Below are 16,386 nucleotides of genomic sequence, written 5' to 3'. Positions count from 1 at the left end.
AATTTGACGGACTTTATCATATACTAATTTTATTAATTTGTCAAAACTTAATAAAATGCATATAGACTAAAATTTATTTTTAATATATTATATATCATCTTATTAATAAAAAATGATGGATTTTAATTATGAATACAGAAAAAGAAGAATATAATATTTCATTTATAAGCATACTTGTAATCTGCTCATATATAGCATGTCAGATGATATCAAATATAGCAAGCGTAAAAATAGCGAATGTTCTTAAACTTGCAGTAGACGGAGGAACTTTTTTATATCCTTTAGCCTTTACAATTAGAGATATGGCTCATAAAACTATAGGAAAGAAAAATACTCAGAAACTAATAATAGTATCCGCTATTATTAATATTTTCTCTCCTATTTATTTTTATATAGTCTCTCAAATACCTGCAGATGCAAGCTGGCAGTTTAATGAAGCATTTAAAGCAACATTAAGTCCTGTACTTAGAATATCAATAGCTTCAATACTAGGTTCCACTTTATCAGAGCTTGTAGATACAGAAATATATCATCTATTCGTTACTAAAATTACAAAAAAATATCAATGGCTTAGAGTATTAATAAGTAATGCTTTCAGTATACCAGTAGATAACTTGGTATTTGTAATTATAGCATTTTGGGGTGCTTTGCCTTTTGATGCTTTGGTTGGAATATTTATATTTAACTTTGTTGTAAAATATGCGGTTACTGTAATAAGTGTACCTATGATATATTTGGTAAAAGATAAAAATTAATTGCTGTTTATTTTTATATTAAAAAATACAATTAAGAGAGTAAAATAATATGAAAGCTAGTATAAAATATTTATCATCATATTTGCCTGAAAAAGTTGTTACAAACTATGATTTAGAAAAAACACTTGATACCAATAATGATTGGATAGTTACAAGAACTGGAATAGAAGAGAGAAGAATAGCAGATAAAGATGAAAGCACTGGAGATATGGCCGTTAAAGCTGTAGAAAAACTTAAAGAAAAGGGAGCTGTAATAGAAGATGCCGATGCTGTAATAGTTGCTACTTCTACAAAGTCATACACTTTTCCTTCTACAGCAGGACTTATACAAAAGGCATTTAATATAAAAAACTCATGCCTTTCATTTGACATATCCGCAGCATGTTCTGGATATATATATGCTTTGAATACTGCAGCTTCACTTATAGAAAGCGGTGAATGCAAAAAAGTTTTGATAATAGCAGCAGAAAAATGTTCGGATATACTCAACTGGGAAGACAGAAGCACTGCTATACTATTTGGGGACGGAGTTAGCAGTGCATTGCTTGAGGCTTCAGATGACGGCAAAGGTATTATAGCTACTGATATAGGCTCAGAATCTAATCCGGACATACTTATAGTAAAAGGAGGCGGAAGTGTTTCGCCTATTACAGAAGAAAATGTTTTAGATAAAACAAATACTATATATATGGAAGGCACTGAAGTATTTAAAAAAGCAGTTAAAACTTTTGATCATACTATCAATAAAACCATACAAAATGCCAATTTACAATTAAAAGATTTATCGCTTATAATAACACATCAGGCAAATACTAGAATAATGAATGCTGTTGCTAAAAGTTTGTCTCTTACAGATGATAAATTTTATGTGAATATACAAAAATACGGAAATACATCTGCTGCAAGTGTTGGTATAGCATTTACAGAAGCATTTGAAAATGGAGCCATAAAAGAAGGAGACTATGTATTATTAACTGCTTTTGGTGCTGGTCTTACTTGGGGTTCTGCCTTAATAAAGTTTTAGAGATAAATATAGATTAAAAAATTATAATTAAAAGAGGTTATAAAGATGACATTATATGAATATTTAACTTCAGGATTCGGCAAAGAAGAAGATTTAAATTGTGCTGAAAAAATGCTTTACGGTGCAAATAAAGTATATGATTTGAATATAGATAAAAATGATTTAAAATTAGCTGCTGGTTTTGGTGGCGGTATGGCCATGGGGCTTACCTGTGGAATATTAACTGGCGGTATAATGGCTTTCTCTAAGGCATTTATAGAAGAAAGGGGACATGAAGGAACTCTAGTAAAAGAAATAGAAGCCGAATATATAACTAAATTTAATGATAAGATGAAAAGTACAAACTGCGACCCATTAGTAGAAAAATACAGACACCCAGAAAACGGATGCGATTATCTAATATTTGAAGCGGCCAAAATATTTGATGAGTTAATGGAAAAATATAAAGAATACAGAAAAGATAAATAAAAAATTTTTTTAATATTTGTTACTTTGTTTATGAGCTGTTTCTTTTTTGCTTTAACTGTTATTTTAGCCGCACCCAAGCGTTTTTTTAATTTATAATTTTCTTGAACGCACGTTTAATGAAATTCTCATATAAAATAAAATTAGCATACTAAATTGACTGATATAAAGAAATGCGTTCTGCGTGCGTGCAGCAAAGTATTAAATTTAAATAATACTAGGGCGGGTTTGCTTTTGAACTACTTATCTTATAATTTAATTAAAACCGATTAAAAAAATAAAGCTTTAAAATCTAAGAGGGCGGGGATTAAAATAAAGTTCTGAAATTTTTTTTAAACTCCCCACCCTTTAAAATTTATAATATTACCTTTTATTTCTGCATAGTTTTTATTTTTTGCTTTATCTGTTATTTTAGCCCCACCCAAGCGTTTTTTTAATTTATAATTTTCTTGAACGCACGTTTAATGAAATTCTTATATAAAATAAAATGAGAATACTAAATTGATTGATATGAAAAATGCGTTCTGCGTGCGTTTAGTAAATGCTAATCTAAATAAATCTATAAAGTATATTAAAAATCAAAAAACAGTATTTTAATATATTAATTAAAAAAGTCTTTTTAATAATTAATTAAGTTGAAATTTTTTTTACTTATACTAAAATAAATATGTGATTTTATAATAGAGTTGTTTTAACCTTATTTCTATAATTTGTAAAATAAACGGGTTTAATTAAGCCGTTCAGAGTTCCGATTATCAAAATAGTTTAATTACTTTTTGAAGCAATGCTAATTATAATACGGAGAATGGATAATGATAAAAAATTTAACAAAAATACTTTTACTTAATATTTTTATTATTTTAATATTTTCAGGTATTGCCTACGCAGAAAATAATAAGATATATGTAATAAAAAAACAGGATTTTCAAGAGGTTAACCGATGGTATGCAGGATACATAAAAAAAGCAATAGACAAAGCCAGTGAAGATAATGCCAAGTTAATAATATTAGAGCTTGATACACCAGGAGGACTTCTATCTTCTGCCTTATCAATAAAAAACTATATTATAGAAAGCAAAGTTCCTGTAGCAGTATATATAAATAAAAATGCTTTATCTGCCGGTGCTTTAATATCATTAAGTGCAAAAGAAATTTATATGTCTGACGGCAGTGTAATAGGAGCAGCTACTCCAGTATATTTAAATGGAAATGAAAGCAAAAAAGCATCTGAAAAAGAAATAAGTGCTATGCGTGCTGCTATGAGAGCTTCTGCAGAAACTACAAAAAAAAATATAAAAGCAGCTGAAGCTATGGTTGATGAAACTATTGTTTTAACAAAAGAAAATGACGGTATTGATTTGGATAATAAAACACTTCTCACTTTAAGTGCTGATGAAGCTGTAAGGATAAATATTGCTGATAATAAGGCTAATTCTATAGAAGAGATTATAAAATTAAAAAATATGAATGATAATTATGAGATAATTACAGTTGAAGAAGAAAAGTATGATACTGTATTAAAGTTTTTATTAAATCCTTTTGTACTAAGTATATTAATATCAATAGGTATAGCTGGAGTATATTTAGAGATAAAAACTCCGGGTTTTGGTATTGGCGGCGTAACAGCAATAATCGCTTTTTCCGTATTTTTCTTTGCTCAGTTTTTATCAGGCGACAGTAATTTTCTTGCACCTGCAGTATTTGTATTGGGATTAATACTTCTTGGTGTAGAAATATTTCTTATACCGGGGTTTGGAATTACTGGAATACTTGGTATAATCGGTATATTTTCAAGTATATTTATATCATTCGGCATTCATAATATAGCAGTATCTGTTATAGTTATCTTTGCATCTTTGATAATTGATATTGTACTTATATTTTTAATAGCTAAATTTGTAGTAAAATCAAAAGATATGAAAAGAACTGTTATACTTACAGATGATACATCTGGATATAATACAAGCATTTCTTATAAAGATTTGCTTAATAAAGAAGGTATTGCCGATACTTATTTAAGACCGTCCGGATTTATTATAATAGATGATAAAAAGTATGATGCTGTAAGCGACGGAGAGTTTATAGATAAAGGCAGTAAATTAAAAGTGATACTCACAGAAGGCAGTAAAATAGTAGTAAAGAAAATAAATAATTGATTATTATGCAATACATAAAAAATAAGCTGGAAAAATGTTTAATTTCCAGCTTATTTTTATATAAAAATACATTTAAGCAAGAGAACTAAAAGCTCTGACTGAAGAAATGTCTATTCTAAGCTGAAGTATGTATCTTTTACCGTCCTGTCCTATAGCATAGGTATATCTGCTTGATAGAGGTGATATTCCGCTCATCTGCTGACTTAGTTTTTGTGTATTAACAGCATTTTGAGGTGCTGCATCTGATTTCTGCGGATTAGCCTGAATCTGCTGCAAAGACTGAGCATTATTAATTTTATTAACTGTCATACCAATACTCCTTATTTAGTACTTTAGTTACTTGTATTAACGGTAATATAAAAAAAACCTTAACGATTTTATTTTATTATAAGTTTTATTAATTGTTAATAAAATAATTATAAAAAGGCTCTAAAAACGTATAAAATGTACAAAATATTAATTTACATTTTATTTACATTAATACATTTTTTGTAAAATTTGTTTATATAATATTTACAAAATAATAATATTATGCTATACTATATTATATAGAGATAATATAAAAATTAATATAAGGAGGAAACAGAATGAAAAAATTAGGTTTTATAACATTAATAACTATGTTTATAGTAAGCATTAATTTATACTGTTTTGACTTAATAGAAGATACATTTGATTTCATATTTGATGATTTAGCCAAAATAATAGGCATAGTTGTAATAATAGCTGCTGGTGTTTATTTCTTTAAAAAGTATATAAAAAAAGATAATAGTTCCAACAACAAAGAATAAAAGTATAAGAGAATAAGAAAATAAATTGGAGAAAGTAATTAATGAAAAAGTTATCAATTTCGGGCTTAGTATATGCTTTTATCATTATGCAAAATAATCTGTACTGTTTTGATTTGATAGATGATGCTTTTGATTTTATAGAAGATATTGGAAAGCTAGTAGGAATAATATTCATGATAGCTGCTGTGATGTATTTTATAAAGAAATTTCTCAAAGATGACAGAACCTCCGGAAGTATAAAAAGAAATGATGATGAGAGAAATTATAGAAGAAGACGCGGCTACTATGATGATGATTATGAAGATTATGATGATAGAAGAACGAGACGATATGATGATGAAGACGATAGAAGAACGAGACGATATGATGATGAAGACGATAGAAGAATAAGAAGGTATGACAATTGTGATAGAGATGTAAGAAAAAAAACTTCAGATGGTCAGTATGAATATGATTTAAGAGATTATGACAGAAGAGAGAAAAGACTTCCAAACAAAATTGATGATGACCCTAGATATGAAAAAGTATATGAACTAAAGCCTGAGTACAAATTAAAATCAAACAGTAAAAAGAAATAATTGTTTATAGTGATTTTTTTAATTATTTAAAGGAGTAGTATATGAAAAATAATGTAATATTAAAGCCTGCTGTAATTGCATTATCATTAGGTGCTTTAGCTATTATATCAATAATAATTGCTTTAGGATTTTTCGGCATACCTTATAATGTTTTTTATTTATTACATAATTTAGAGAATATAGCTGAAATATTATTGCTGTTATCAATAACAATATCAGCATTTGCTTTTTTAATATACTTTATAAAAAATGTTTATGATAAAAATAATAAAGATGAAAATAGAGAGAACGATGAAAATATAAAAACAATTAATAAAAATAATGAAAAGAATAAAAAAGTTTTAATTATTGCTTTATCAGCTTTTGCATTATTATTATTAGCTGCTTTTTTGTTTATATTTTCCGGAAGATTTTTTGGTGTATATTATATACTTCATAACTTAGAAGATATTTTTGAGGGAATATTTAAATTAGCATTTACTGCGGCTTTTGTAGTATTTTTAGCAGTATTTTTGAAAAAAGTTTGGAATAAGATTTAAAAAAGTAGTCAATAAATTCATAAAAGGCGGTGTTTGAAACTTGTTATTATAATAAAAATTCTTTATACATAAATGGATTTTATTTTATCAATTTTGCTTTTTAAACATAAAATAAATTTCTTTTATAATATTTATTTATTATAATAAAGCATACACTCACCGCACTTTATTATACTGTTTGCCATTTAATAAGTAAGAATAAACTCTCACGTCTGACAAACTTAAAAATCTTAGTATTGAAAGCACACTCTAATTCTTAACAATAATATAAAATGCATTATTGTTTTTTAGCCTTACGGTTCTTACATACAGGGCATACAGGCGGATTTTCATCATCTAAATCAATATATCCGCATATATCACACTGCCAATTTTTTATATCAAATGTTTTATCTTCCAAGAAACTTTGAAATTGTTTTTTATGTCCGTCTTCTATTCTTGCTACATTCATAAAAGCCATAGCCAAATCATCAAATCCTTCTTCCTGAGCTGTTTTAGCATATGATAAATACATGTCTATTGATTCATAATTTTCATTTGTTATAGATTCTTTTAAATTATCTTCAGTAGAAGGTATACCATGAAAATTTTCAAACCATATTTTTGCATGTTCCTGCTCATTTCTAGCAGCTCTTTCATACATTAAAGCCACATCCTCTTTTCCCTCTTCTCTTGCCTTTTGTGCATAGAACATATATCTGCATCTTGCCATAGCCTCACCTATAAATGCGTTTCTCAAATTAATCTCTGTTTTAGATCCTTTTAATTTCATGCTAGCTCCCGTTATTGATAATTGTTATTAATAAATATTATATACTAACTATAATAAAAAATCTATGTCTATAATTTGAATTTATATTAAATATAACAAATAATAACAATAATGACAATAAAAAAAACAAGAGCATAAAAACAATTTAAGCCCTTGTTTTTAACGATATAGTATTTATATGTAATCTGATATTATTTTTCTATTTCTCTTATAAGGTTTACCATTTCAATAGCTCCCATAGCAGAATCAAAACCTTTGTTTCCAGCTTTAGTTCCAGCTCTTTCAATAGCCTGCTCAATGTTTTCGGTAGTTAAAACCCCGAACATTACAGGTACATCAGAATTAAGAGATACATTAGCAATACCTTTAGATACTTCGGCACAAACATAATCATAATGAGTAGTAGAACCTCTTATAACAGCACCAAGACATATAACAGCATCATATTTTTTTGATTTAGCCATTTTAGAAGCTATTAGAGGTATTTCAAAAGCACCAGGTACCCAAGCTACAGTAATATCATCGTCTTTAATATTATGACGGGATAAAGCATCTAAAGCACCGCCTAAAAGTTTAGAAACAATAAATTCATTGAATCTGGCACATACTATACCAATTTTAACTGGTTTTTCACTAACGAGTTTTCCTTCAAAAGTTTTCATAATTGTATTAATTCCTTAATTATATTTTTCAGCTTTTTTCAGACGCAAAAAGCTGCAAAAAGTGCATATTAAAAAATTATTTGTATATAGAAATTACTTACTATAGTTTATATAATTTTTGTATTAATTCCTATATATCAATTTGAAAATTTTATCCTCAAACTAGCTATAAGTATATTTTACGTATTGAATACGTATGAGGAAAATAAAATATTATATATCATACACTTTATTTAGTTTATTATCAATAATTTTATTATAAAATAAAAAAAATATAATATTAACAGTTATAGAAAACTTTATGATGATTTGTTATATATTTATGCTGCTTGCCTTATATATTAAATTATTAAACATATAAAAAACGATTATAATAGCTTTTTATTTTCTTTATTTTTTATGAATGTATATTATCATTTTTTTTAAGCTGTCTCGTATTACAATATTTATGTATATTTACAGCTGAATACTTATTTAAATAGTTTTAAAAAAGTATATTATTTTTATTTAGTAAGAATAAAATTAATTGATAATAAGATAAATAGAGTGTATGATATATCATATTTTAAATTTGGAATGTGTTTATGAAAAAGAAAATTATAATTTTATTATATTTTATTAATCTTTTTATATTGAGCTGTTTTAATAATGATTCTATAGTAAAATTAAATAAATATGCAGCAAGATATGAAGGTAGTATAACTACTAAAGCCTATGTCAGAGATCTTACTATTAATAAATGCATATTAATAGTTAATGAAGACAGTTCAATAGAAATTACTATTGAAGGCGGAAATGCCTATGATAAAATGCTTACAATATCAAAAGAAGAATTAGTAAAAACAGATGATATATCATATCAGGCATCTAAATACGGAAATAATTACACTTTTATTTTTCATGATACCTATATAATATTAAAAATAGAAAATACAGATAATACATTAAGTGAGGGAACACTCTCAAAAATAGAATAATTTTAAATAAAAATATAGGACATTATAAAACATAGCAGTATTACTATTTTATAAACCGTTAAAAGCATAGTATCTATTGCTGTGCCAAAATACTGTATTGCTAAAGAAAATATTATACAAAGAACTATTACAAATAATATTGCAGTTCAAATTTTATAGAAATAAATATGTTATTATAATTTGTTTATATGTATTTTTTAAAATTAATTAATGTTTTAAGACACATTTGATAATTTTTTAGAATTTTTATTATAGAATAATATTTTATTATTTTTTTATAAATATTAAGCATTTTGTAAAATAATTAGCATAAAACTTTATTATATACCTAATTATATACCTAAAATTAAAAAAAAATTATAATTTTTATTGACTTTGATAATTTTATTGTTAAATTAAGTTTGTATTTCTTTTATACAAGTCTAATCGATTTCGTTAGAAAATAAAAATATTGTATATACCGAGGTTTTTCACTATGAAAAAAATTCACAGTTTATCATTTAAAGTACCAATTATAATAAGTTTTATTATTTTTATAACTATATCTACTTTAGCTATAATTTCAATATGGTCTTCTTCAAGAGCTATAAGAAAATCTGCTTTAGAAGGATTTAGTGCTACAGTATCAGGATATTCCTCTATGATAGATATGGTTATGCATGAACAGCTTCTTGTAATATCTACGTATGCACAATCCGGGGCTGTAATCAATGCTGTATTAAATCCTTCAAATGAAGCATTAAAAAATGAAGCAGTAAAAAGATTAAAAGATTTCGGATCTGTTAATACATACTCTATCAATATAGGAGCAGCAGATATTAACGGTAATATTATATTTGATAATTCTAATCCAAAACTAGAGGGTGTATCTATAGCAAATGTTCACCCTGAATTATTTAATAGAATGAAAGCTAATAACTATAATTATACTTATGATAATGCAACAAGTATATCTTCTACAACAGGCGGACAGGCACTTTTACTTTGCGGCGGATTAAGAAACTCAGCAAAAGAGCTCATAGGAATTATATATATAAATTTAGATTTGGCTAAAGTAAATAATGACTTTATAGGCAATCTTAATATAAACGGACGTATTACAGTTGCAAATAATGATGGAAATGTAATATTATCATCTGATAAAGAAAGAATAGGGGATAAACTTCCAGATGTTTATAGTGTAATAAAAACTAGCCATACTGGAATTATAGAGTCCTATAATAGTGAAGATCATCAAGGAAAACGTTCTGCCGCTTATGAAAATATTCATACTATGCCTTGGTCTGTGATATTTGCTAAAGCAGACAGCGAAATATATAAAGAAATAAAATATACTATTATACGCACAGCAATTATAGGTACTTTATTTATAATAGTATGTACTTTAATAATAGCATTATACATAAAAAGCATAACAAAACCTTTGAATGAGCTTGTATTTATTTCAAGAGAAATTTCAGATGGAAATTTAACTTCAACACATAGAAATATCAACCGTAAAGATGAACTCGGAGTTTTAGCTAACTCATTCTTTGATATGAGAGACAGACTATCTGATATAATAGTAAAGGTAAGAAACTCAGCAGATGAAATAAGAATGAATGCAAAAGAGCTTTCACAAGGAAGTGCAGACTTATCAAAACGTACAGAAGCACAGGCAGCAAGTTTGGAAGAAACTGCTTCATCTATGGAGCAAATGGCTTCTACAATAAAATCATCAGCAGATCAGTCTGTTGAAGGAAATAAAATGATGATAGATTCAAGAACTTCCATTCAGAATGCAGGCGAGATAATACTCGATACAACAAAAAATATAGAAGAAGTTTATGATGCCAGTACAAAAATAAAAGATATTACCAAGATAATAGAAGACATTGCTTTTCAAACTAATATCCTTGCTTTGAATGCTGCAGTAGAGGCGGCAAGAGCAGGAGAACAGGGAAAAGGATTTGCTGTTGTAGCAAGCGAGGTTAGAAACTTGGCTCAAACTACTCAGTCATCTGTTAAAGATATTACTGATTTAGTTGATAATGCTTATGACAAAATTAATAAAGCTACAGAATCAGCAAGAATATCTCAGGAAATATTCAGCGATCTTCAAATAAAAATAGAAAATACAGCTAAAATCATGCAGGATATAAGTTCTACAGCAGTAGAGCAGCATGAAGGTGTAGAGCAGGTTAATAAAGCGGTTACAGATATGGATACTGTAACTCAGCAAAATGCTGCTTTAGTAGAACAGGCTTCTGCTTCTTCTACATCATTGCTTAATCAGGCTGTAGAATTGGTTAATGCTATGAGTTTCTTTAAAGTGAATTAAAAGTAAGTAATCTAAATTTAAATAAAATATTTTTCATTGTTTTTAAAATAAAAAAAGACTTGCAAATTTTCATGCAGGTCTTTTTTAATTTGCATATTATTATAAAATTATTCTTTAGAATTTTCTTTAGTTTCATCTATAAGTTTTATTAATTTACTAGACCTTGAAGCTATACTTTCTTTTAAAGCTAATAAAGTATCTTTTCCAGCCTTACTATTAGCTATTTCTCTTTTAAGAAGGTCTGCTATATTAAGACAAGCTAATATTGCTATAGTATCTCTAGGATAATTTGAACCATAATGCTCTGCTATATCATTCATACTTTCATCAACAAAATCAGCAACTTCTTTTAGATACTCAGCATTCTCTTCGCTTGATTTTATATTAAGAGTTCTGCCGTATATTGTAACCTCTAAAGTATTATTATCCATTTTATTTACCCATTTTTACAGAATTATTTTGATTCATTATCAAAGAAAAACTCTTCCTCATCATCATCACCGAACATATACTGATCATCTTCATTTATATCAAACTCATAATTATCTTCTTTATTTTCATTACTGTCATTATTATCTGCATTATTATTATCGCTGCTATTATCTGCCTCTTCTTTGCTTTCTTCTTTTACATTCTCTATCTCTTCGTCCCAGCTCGCATCAGAAGCATTTGAAAAAGGGTCTTCCTCCTCTGTAACTTTTACATTAGAAACAGATACTTCAATCTTTTCTTTAACTACTTCTTTTGCCTCTTCTTTAATAGTATCTTTTGAATTATTAGTTACTTCGCTTTCTTTATACTCTTCATAATAATCTGAGTCATTGCTGCTGAAAGGATCTTCTTCTTCGTTATTATTTAATTCTCCAGTATGCTCTGCCTTAATCTCTTTAACTTCCTCTTTTTTTATTTCTTCTGTTTTTGGAGGCACTGCTTCTTCTTTTTTTATTTCTTTAACTTCTTTAACTTCTTTAACTGCTTCTTTATTAGGAGTAGTATTTACAGCAGAAGCATGATGCACTTTTTTTAATCCGGCATTTCTTACACTGTCTATTCTATCTATTAATATACCTAGTTTTTCTTCTAATTCTTTATTTTCTTTTGTAAGAGTTTCTATAGTTCTGTTTGCTGTTTCTAGTAATTTTTTTACGCTGTCATTTTCTTCTATGAGTGTTACCGAATCTTTTTCTGTATTTTCCAAGTTTGATTTTAATGTATCTCTTTCTCTTTTAGTAGTTTCTAATTCTATTCTTGCCGCTTCAAGCTGTTTTATAAGATTTTCTCTTTCTTCTCTTATAGAATTATAATTATCATTTGCATTTCTTTTATCGGCTTCCAGTATAGTTTTTTCCTCTTTAAGAGAATTAAAATTATCTTTAAGCTGATTTAATGAATTAGTTAAATCTTCTTTTTCTTTTTTTAACTGATCTATAGTTTGCAATAATTCTTTATTATCAAATGAAATTAGCTGATAATCGTCTAAAAAATCCTTTAATTTTTCTTCTAAAATATTAAACTCTTTCAATTTTAAACTCCCCAAAAAACTATTAAAAAATTATATCACATATAAATTCAATTGTCAATTTTTTATTTATATGATAAAATTATATTATAATATTAAAACAAATAAAAACAAATATATGAAAAATATTTTAAGATTTATAATTTTTAACTTAATTATTATAAGTTATTCAGAAGTATATGCACAATCTCCATATACAGAAAAAGATCAGAGATTATTAAAAGGCATAATAACAGTTTGGCCTTATATAGGGATAGAACCTATAAGACCTACAGAAAGTTATATGCCCATTGATTATATACATGAAAGCTATAAAAGAGAGACTGCTTTAAAAACTTCTTTTTCTTCAAGACTTTTATATGAACTTTCTACTATAGAACTTCATATGGATACGATAATCGGAGTAAACTTAAAAGACGGTCATTTCAGTATGCCTAATATGTACTTATCAGTTGGAAAAACATTTAATTTTGATTGGTACTTTTCGGCAACTCCTTTTGCAACTATGACTGCCAAATTTGATGTATTTGATAAAGACAATGTTTCAGGAAGTATAGGATTATATGATGCTGGAATAGAGACTGTTACATTAACTAGAATACTTCTTTCTTTTAGAATGAAGGCTGTCAATGATATTAACGGCTCCACATTTATGCTGCTTCCTTCTGTTTATGATAGTGAATCTGCTTCTTCTCAGCCTCATTGGTATCTGCCTAGAGTGAATAATGAAATGGGGTTTAGAGCAGGGCTTATAGGATATTATTATGAAATATCATACTCTCAAGGATATTCAAAAGACTCAAATCCTTTAGCTGTACTTTTAAAAGTTCATGGTGATTATTTTAAAGCTCAGTTTTTATATCAGTACAACAAAAAAAATTCATTATCTCCAGAAAGATTTGAAACACTTTATAACAATATTAATAATAATGATGATAAAACACATCATCTCGTGCAGCTCTCTGCTATGGGAAAACTCCCTCTGCTTGACAGACAATTATGGATTAATATGCTTGGAGAATACACTTGGAGAGACAATGATGCCCATTATTTAAGATTTGAAATAGTGGCTGAATGGAAAATGCTTAATCTTGCTTTAAGACCAATGTTTTATATACCTGTAAATAAAGATGAAAAGTTTAATAGTAAAAAAGACTTATTTTGTTTAGAGTACAGTGCTTATATAAAATTTAACCCCATATACTTCGGATTTCAAGGTTCTACAGATGGAAGATATTATATAGCTATGAAAGCCGTATTTTGATACTAAAAAAATTATCATTTTTATACCCATTCTTAAAAAATTTATTTGACTATAAATGGGGTGGGCGGGCGGGGTAATTAGATTGTAAAAAAAACTATATATTCTATTTTTATTTAGCATGCTTACTAGCTGTTAGCTTTTCTTTTTTATAAAAAAATTATAAATTCTTGGCTTATTTTGCTCAAAAAATTTGTTTAACTAATATTTATATATTTTATTTACTTATAACAATTTTGGAGTATAATAATAATGCGTAGTATAAACAGAATGAACGACTATTTTGTACGCTATCTTTTAGGCTCTGTTGGAAGTGAGGATATACTAGAGAACATAGTAAACGCCGTACTTGAAGATTTGGGCTTTGAAACGGTGCATAACCTGCAGATAATTAACCCACATAACTTACCAGAGAATATTAATCTAAAAGAGTCCGTACTTGATGTAAAAGCAGTTACAAAAGATAAAAGAAAAGTTATTATAGAAATACAGCTTTCTGGAAATATAGACTTTTTGAAGAGAATATACTATTATATATCTAAGAATATAGTAAGCGAAGTAGAAGAAAAAGAGCCTTATGATATAATAAGCGAGGTAATAAGCATTAACTTTGTAGACTTTTATATGGATTTTAATGATGATGGTAAGCCACACAGATGTTTTAAGCTGATAGATACTGAAAATCCAGAGATTGTTTTAGATATGGTTCAGATGCATATAGTGGAAGTTCCAAGGTTTAAGAAAGTATTATATAATAGTAACACAGAAGATATTAAGAGAAAGAAAATATTATCTTGGATAGAGTTTTTTACAGCAAAAGATTTTGATAAAGTTAAAGATAAATTAAAGGAGGTAAATAATATTATGCCTAAAGTAATAAATAAATATGAACGTTTTATATCCAGTGAAGATGAGATTGAGGTTTACAATGCTAGAGACGCTTTTTTATACGGACAGACTTTAATGTTAAGAAGAGAGCGTGAAGAGGGTTTACAGGAAGGTATAGAAAAAGGAATGGAGAGAGGTTTACAGGAAGGAAGGAGAGAAGGTATGCAGGAGGGTATAGAGAAAGGTATACAGGAGGGTATAAGAAAAGAGCAAATTACTATAGCTAGAAGTTTAAAAAATGCTGGTATAGATATAAAGATAATCAGTGAAAATACTGGGCTTAGTGTGGAAGAAGTATTAGAATTATAAATGATGAGTAAAATAACCTTTTAAAAAGTGCATTATATAATTATTCAAAATTATACTATAAAATTAAAGATAAATACTTCTCTTTATAAGTTAGAAAATTGATTGTGAAAATTTGCAGCTAAGACCTTGAATATTATTCAATTTCTTTTTTTAGTAAATCTATTATTTTTCCTGTTATATACAGCAGTTTTTTTTCATCTTTTGGGAATACAAATTTTCTGTATAATGTATCCTCATCTTCAGATTTGGAAAAACCATACATACATTCATTTTCAGAAAGTATTCTCTCCAAATCGTCAGAGCCTTTGCTTGAATGAAGGATTAAAGAAGTAGAATCTATTTTATCACAGTATATATCAAGTGCATATGATATATTATCATTTTTTATTTCTTTATAGAAACATTCGTTTTCATAATTATTTCCGCCAAAAGTTTTAATAAGCTTATTAATTCTTATCATAGACAAATTATGACATATATCAACAACTTTAAGGTATTCTTCGTAGTTGTTTAAGATATTGTCGTACATATCTTTATATGAGTTTTCCATACTGTTAAATACCGCCTTTGCCGATTTTTTATATGAAAAGCCGATTATATAATAATAAAACTAATCCGTATGTATTATATAAATTTATGTATATTTAGTCAATAGTAAAAATAAAAAATATTTGATTATTATTAATTATTGAATTGTAGTACAATAAGATATATAATCTTTTTGTATTTTATTTTTATTACGGGGATAAATTATGCATAAAGAATTTTTAAAAGAGAAATTATTTTGTATTAGAGAACCAAAGAATATATTAATTGATGACAAAAAAATAGAAATATATACAGAAGCTAATACTGACTTATGGCAGAGAACATATTATGGCTTTAGAAATGATAATGCCCCTATACTTCAGACAAAAACTAAAGATAAATATTTTTCTTTCACAGTAAAAACAATATTTGAAAGCAAACGCCGTTTTGATCAGTGCGGAGTTATAATATATATAGACAGTGAAAATTGGTTTAAGGCTTCTATAGAATACGAAAATGAAAATTATCAGCGTTTAGGAAGTGTTGTTACAAATAACGGATATTCTGACTGGGCTACTCAGGATATATCCGCTTCTATAAAAGAGATGTATTATAGGCTAAGCAGAAGAGAAAGCGATTTTTTAATAGAGTACAGCGAAGACGGAGAAAATTTTAAACAGATGAGAATATTTCATTTATTTAAAGCTGATGATGAAATAAGTTTCGGAATATATGCCTGCAGCCCAGAAGATTCATCTTTTAAGGCAGTATTTACTGATATGTATGTAACAGAGTGTAAATGGCATGAGCATAAATAAAAATTGACAAATAAATATAGTCTG

The 16,386-nt window shown here is 27.2% G+C and carries 18 protein-coding genes; 12 read left to right on the top strand and 6 right to left on the bottom strand.

Annotation, left to right across the window (positions count from 1 at the left end):
- Nucleotides 1–128 precede the first annotated feature (128 nt).
- From BMUR_RS06020 to BMUR_RS06005, 4 genes are all read left to right on the top strand, one after another.
- Nucleotides 129–755 (top strand): queuosine precursor transporter, encoded by a 627-nt coding sequence (locus tag BMUR_RS06020; protein WP_013113710.1) that lies wholly within the window; start codon nucleotides 129–131, stop codon nucleotides 753–755.
- 49 nt (nucleotides 756–804) lie between these two features.
- Nucleotides 805–1,779 (top strand): beta-ketoacyl-ACP synthase III, encoded by a 975-nt coding sequence (locus BMUR_RS06015; RefSeq protein ID WP_013113709.1) that lies wholly within the window; start codon nucleotides 805–807, stop codon nucleotides 1,777–1,779.
- A gap of 45 nt (nucleotides 1,780–1,824) precedes the next feature.
- Entirely contained in the window at nucleotides 1,825–2,247 is a 423-nt protein-coding gene (locus tag BMUR_RS06010; protein ID WP_013113708.1) for a C-GCAxxG-C-C family (seleno)protein, read from the top strand.
- Between the two features lie 809 nt (nucleotides 2,248–3,056).
- Nucleotides 3,057–4,400, top strand: a complete 1,344-nt coding sequence (locus BMUR_RS06005) for an NfeD family protein (protein ID WP_013113707.1) — start codon at nucleotides 3,057–3,059, stop codon at nucleotides 4,398–4,400.
- A gap of 72 nt (nucleotides 4,401–4,472) precedes the next feature.
- Here the strand turns inward: BMUR_RS06005 and BMUR_RS06000 are convergent, their stop codons facing one another.
- Entirely contained in the window at nucleotides 4,473–4,709 is a 237-nt protein-coding gene (locus BMUR_RS06000) for a hypothetical protein (protein ID WP_013113706.1), read from the bottom strand.
- A gap of 278 nt (nucleotides 4,710–4,987) precedes the next feature.
- Here BMUR_RS06000 and BMUR_RS05995 point away from each other — a divergent pair, with 278 nt between their 5' ends.
- From BMUR_RS05995 to BMUR_RS14325, 3 genes are read left to right on the top strand one after another with little or no spacing between them, the layout of a single operon-like run.
- Nucleotides 4,988–5,191: a hypothetical protein gene (locus tag BMUR_RS05995; protein WP_013113705.1), complete on the top strand. Its 204-nt coding sequence runs from the start codon at nucleotides 4,988–4,990 to the stop codon at nucleotides 5,189–5,191.
- Between the two features lie 41 nt (nucleotides 5,192–5,232).
- Nucleotides 5,233–5,769 (top strand): hypothetical protein, encoded by a 537-nt coding sequence (locus tag BMUR_RS05990; protein ID WP_013113704.1) that lies wholly within the window; start codon nucleotides 5,233–5,235, stop codon nucleotides 5,767–5,769.
- Nucleotides 5,770–5,810: 41 nt separating this feature from the next.
- Nucleotides 5,811–6,308, top strand: a complete 498-nt coding sequence (locus tag BMUR_RS14325) for a hypothetical protein (protein WP_013113703.1) — start codon at nucleotides 5,811–5,813, stop codon at nucleotides 6,306–6,308.
- Between the two features lie 277 nt (nucleotides 6,309–6,585).
- Here the strand turns inward: BMUR_RS14325 and BMUR_RS05980 are convergent, their stop codons facing one another.
- Complete coding sequence (locus BMUR_RS05980) at nucleotides 6,586–7,080, bottom strand: rubrerythrin family protein (protein ID WP_013113702.1); 495 nt, start codon at nucleotides 7,078–7,080, stop codon at nucleotides 6,586–6,588.
- A 191-nt stretch (nucleotides 7,081–7,271) separates the two neighbouring features.
- Complete coding sequence (gene ribH, locus BMUR_RS05975) at nucleotides 7,272–7,742, bottom strand: 6,7-dimethyl-8-ribityllumazine synthase (protein ID WP_013113701.1); 471 nt, start codon at nucleotides 7,740–7,742, stop codon at nucleotides 7,272–7,274.
- Between the two features lie 584 nt (nucleotides 7,743–8,326).
- Between ribH and BMUR_RS05970 the strand changes: the two genes are divergently transcribed.
- Together BMUR_RS05970 and BMUR_RS05965 are read left to right on the top strand one after the other, a co-directional pair.
- Nucleotides 8,327–8,719 carry a hypothetical protein gene (locus BMUR_RS05970; protein WP_013113700.1) on the top strand — a complete coding sequence of 131 codons (393 nt, stop codon included), beginning with the start codon at nucleotides 8,327–8,329 and terminating at the stop codon, nucleotides 8,717–8,719.
- Between the two features lie 475 nt (nucleotides 8,720–9,194).
- Complete coding sequence (locus BMUR_RS05965) at nucleotides 9,195–11,039, top strand: methyl-accepting chemotaxis protein (RefSeq protein WP_013113699.1); 1,845 nt, start codon at nucleotides 9,195–9,197, stop codon at nucleotides 11,037–11,039.
- 107 nt (nucleotides 11,040–11,146) lie between these two features.
- On the opposite strand, the gene BMUR_RS05960 is transcribed toward BMUR_RS05965, so the two are convergent.
- Nucleotides 11,147–11,470 (bottom strand): cell division protein ZapA, encoded by a 324-nt coding sequence (locus BMUR_RS05960; protein ID WP_013113698.1) that lies wholly within the window; start codon nucleotides 11,468–11,470, stop codon nucleotides 11,147–11,149.
- Nucleotides 11,471–11,493: 23 nt separating this feature from the next.
- Nucleotides 11,494–12,561, bottom strand: coding sequence for a hypothetical protein (locus BMUR_RS05955; protein WP_013113697.1), 1,068 nt, complete (start codon nucleotides 12,559–12,561; stop codon nucleotides 11,494–11,496).
- 115 nt (nucleotides 12,562–12,676) lie between these two features.
- Between BMUR_RS05955 and BMUR_RS05950 the strand changes: the two genes are divergently transcribed.
- Nucleotides 12,677–13,822: a hypothetical protein gene (locus BMUR_RS05950; protein ID WP_041750074.1), complete on the top strand. Its 1,146-nt coding sequence runs from the start codon at nucleotides 12,677–12,679 to the stop codon at nucleotides 13,820–13,822.
- Between the two features lie 249 nt (nucleotides 13,823–14,071).
- On the top strand, nucleotides 14,072–15,016 hold the full coding sequence (locus BMUR_RS05945) for an Rpn family recombination-promoting nuclease/putative transposase (RefSeq protein ID WP_013113695.1): 945 nt from the start codon (nucleotides 14,072–14,074) through the stop codon (nucleotides 15,014–15,016).
- Between the two features lie 133 nt (nucleotides 15,017–15,149).
- Here the strand turns inward: BMUR_RS05945 and BMUR_RS05940 are convergent, their stop codons facing one another.
- Nucleotides 15,150–15,566 carry a hypothetical protein gene (locus BMUR_RS05940; protein WP_013113694.1) on the bottom strand — a complete coding sequence of 139 codons (417 nt, stop codon included), beginning with the start codon at nucleotides 15,564–15,566 and terminating at the stop codon, nucleotides 15,150–15,152.
- A gap of 202 nt (nucleotides 15,567–15,768) precedes the next feature.
- Between BMUR_RS05940 and BMUR_RS05935 the strand changes: the two genes are divergently transcribed.
- The gene (locus BMUR_RS05935) at nucleotides 15,769–16,362 is read left to right on the top strand and encodes a DUF1349 domain-containing protein (RefSeq protein ID WP_013113693.1); all 594 of its coding nucleotides are present in this window, start codon (nucleotides 15,769–15,771) and stop codon (nucleotides 16,360–16,362) included.
- Nucleotides 16,363–16,386: the final 24 nt, after the last annotated feature.

This window comes from Brachyspira murdochii DSM 12563, assembly GCF_000092845.1.
Taxonomy (GTDB): domain Bacteria; phylum Spirochaetota; class Brachyspiria; order Brachyspirales; family Brachyspiraceae; genus Brachyspira; species Brachyspira murdochii.
The sequence above is the reverse complement of the archived record's forward strand: the minus strand, read 5'-3'. Positions and strand labels throughout refer to the sequence as shown.

Bases quoted from the DNA above. Each gene is read 5' to 3' on its own strand.
- BMUR_RS06020 (WP_013113710.1), top strand. From the start codon at position 129: ATGAATACAGAAAAAGAAGAATATAATATTTCATTTATAAGCATACTT.
- BMUR_RS06015 (WP_013113709.1), top strand. From the start codon at position 805: ATGAAAGCTAGTATAAAATATTTATCATCATATTTGCCTGAAAAAGTT.
- BMUR_RS06010 (WP_013113708.1), top strand. From the start codon at position 1,825: ATGACATTATATGAATATTTAACTTCAGGATTCGGCAAAGAAGAAGAT.
- BMUR_RS06005 (WP_013113707.1), top strand. From the start codon at position 3,057: ATGATAAAAAATTTAACAAAAATACTTTTACTTAATATTTTTATTATT.
- BMUR_RS06000 (WP_013113706.1), bottom strand. From the start codon at position 4,709: ATGACAGTTAATAAAATTAATAATGCTCAGTCTTTGCAGCAGATTCAG.
- BMUR_RS05995 (WP_013113705.1), top strand. From the start codon at position 4,988: ATGAAAAAATTAGGTTTTATAACATTAATAACTATGTTTATAGTAAGC.
- BMUR_RS05990 (WP_013113704.1), top strand. From the start codon at position 5,233: ATGAAAAAGTTATCAATTTCGGGCTTAGTATATGCTTTTATCATTATG.
- BMUR_RS14325 (WP_013113703.1), top strand. From the start codon at position 5,811: ATGAAAAATAATGTAATATTAAAGCCTGCTGTAATTGCATTATCATTA.
- BMUR_RS05980 (WP_013113702.1), bottom strand. From the start codon at position 7,080: ATGAAATTAAAAGGATCTAAAACAGAGATTAATTTGAGAAACGCATTT.
- ribH (WP_013113701.1), bottom strand. From the start codon at position 7,742: ATGAAAACTTTTGAAGGAAAACTCGTTAGTGAAAAACCAGTTAAAATT.
- BMUR_RS05970 (WP_013113700.1), top strand. From the start codon at position 8,327: ATGAAAAAGAAAATTATAATTTTATTATATTTTATTAATCTTTTTATA.
- BMUR_RS05965 (WP_013113699.1), top strand. From the start codon at position 9,195: ATGAAAAAAATTCACAGTTTATCATTTAAAGTACCAATTATAATAAGT.
- BMUR_RS05960 (WP_013113698.1), bottom strand. From the start codon at position 11,470: ATGGATAATAATACTTTAGAGGTTACAATATACGGCAGAACTCTTAAT.
- BMUR_RS05950 (WP_041750074.1), top strand. From the start codon at position 12,677: ATGAAAAATATTTTAAGATTTATAATTTTTAACTTAATTATTATAAGT.
- BMUR_RS05945 (WP_013113695.1), top strand. From the start codon at position 14,072: ATGCGTAGTATAAACAGAATGAACGACTATTTTGTACGCTATCTTTTA.
- BMUR_RS05940 (WP_013113694.1), bottom strand. From the start codon at position 15,566: ATGGAAAACTCATATAAAGATATGTACGACAATATCTTAAACAACTAC.
- BMUR_RS05935 (WP_013113693.1), top strand. From the start codon at position 15,769: ATGCATAAAGAATTTTTAAAAGAGAAATTATTTTGTATTAGAGAACCA.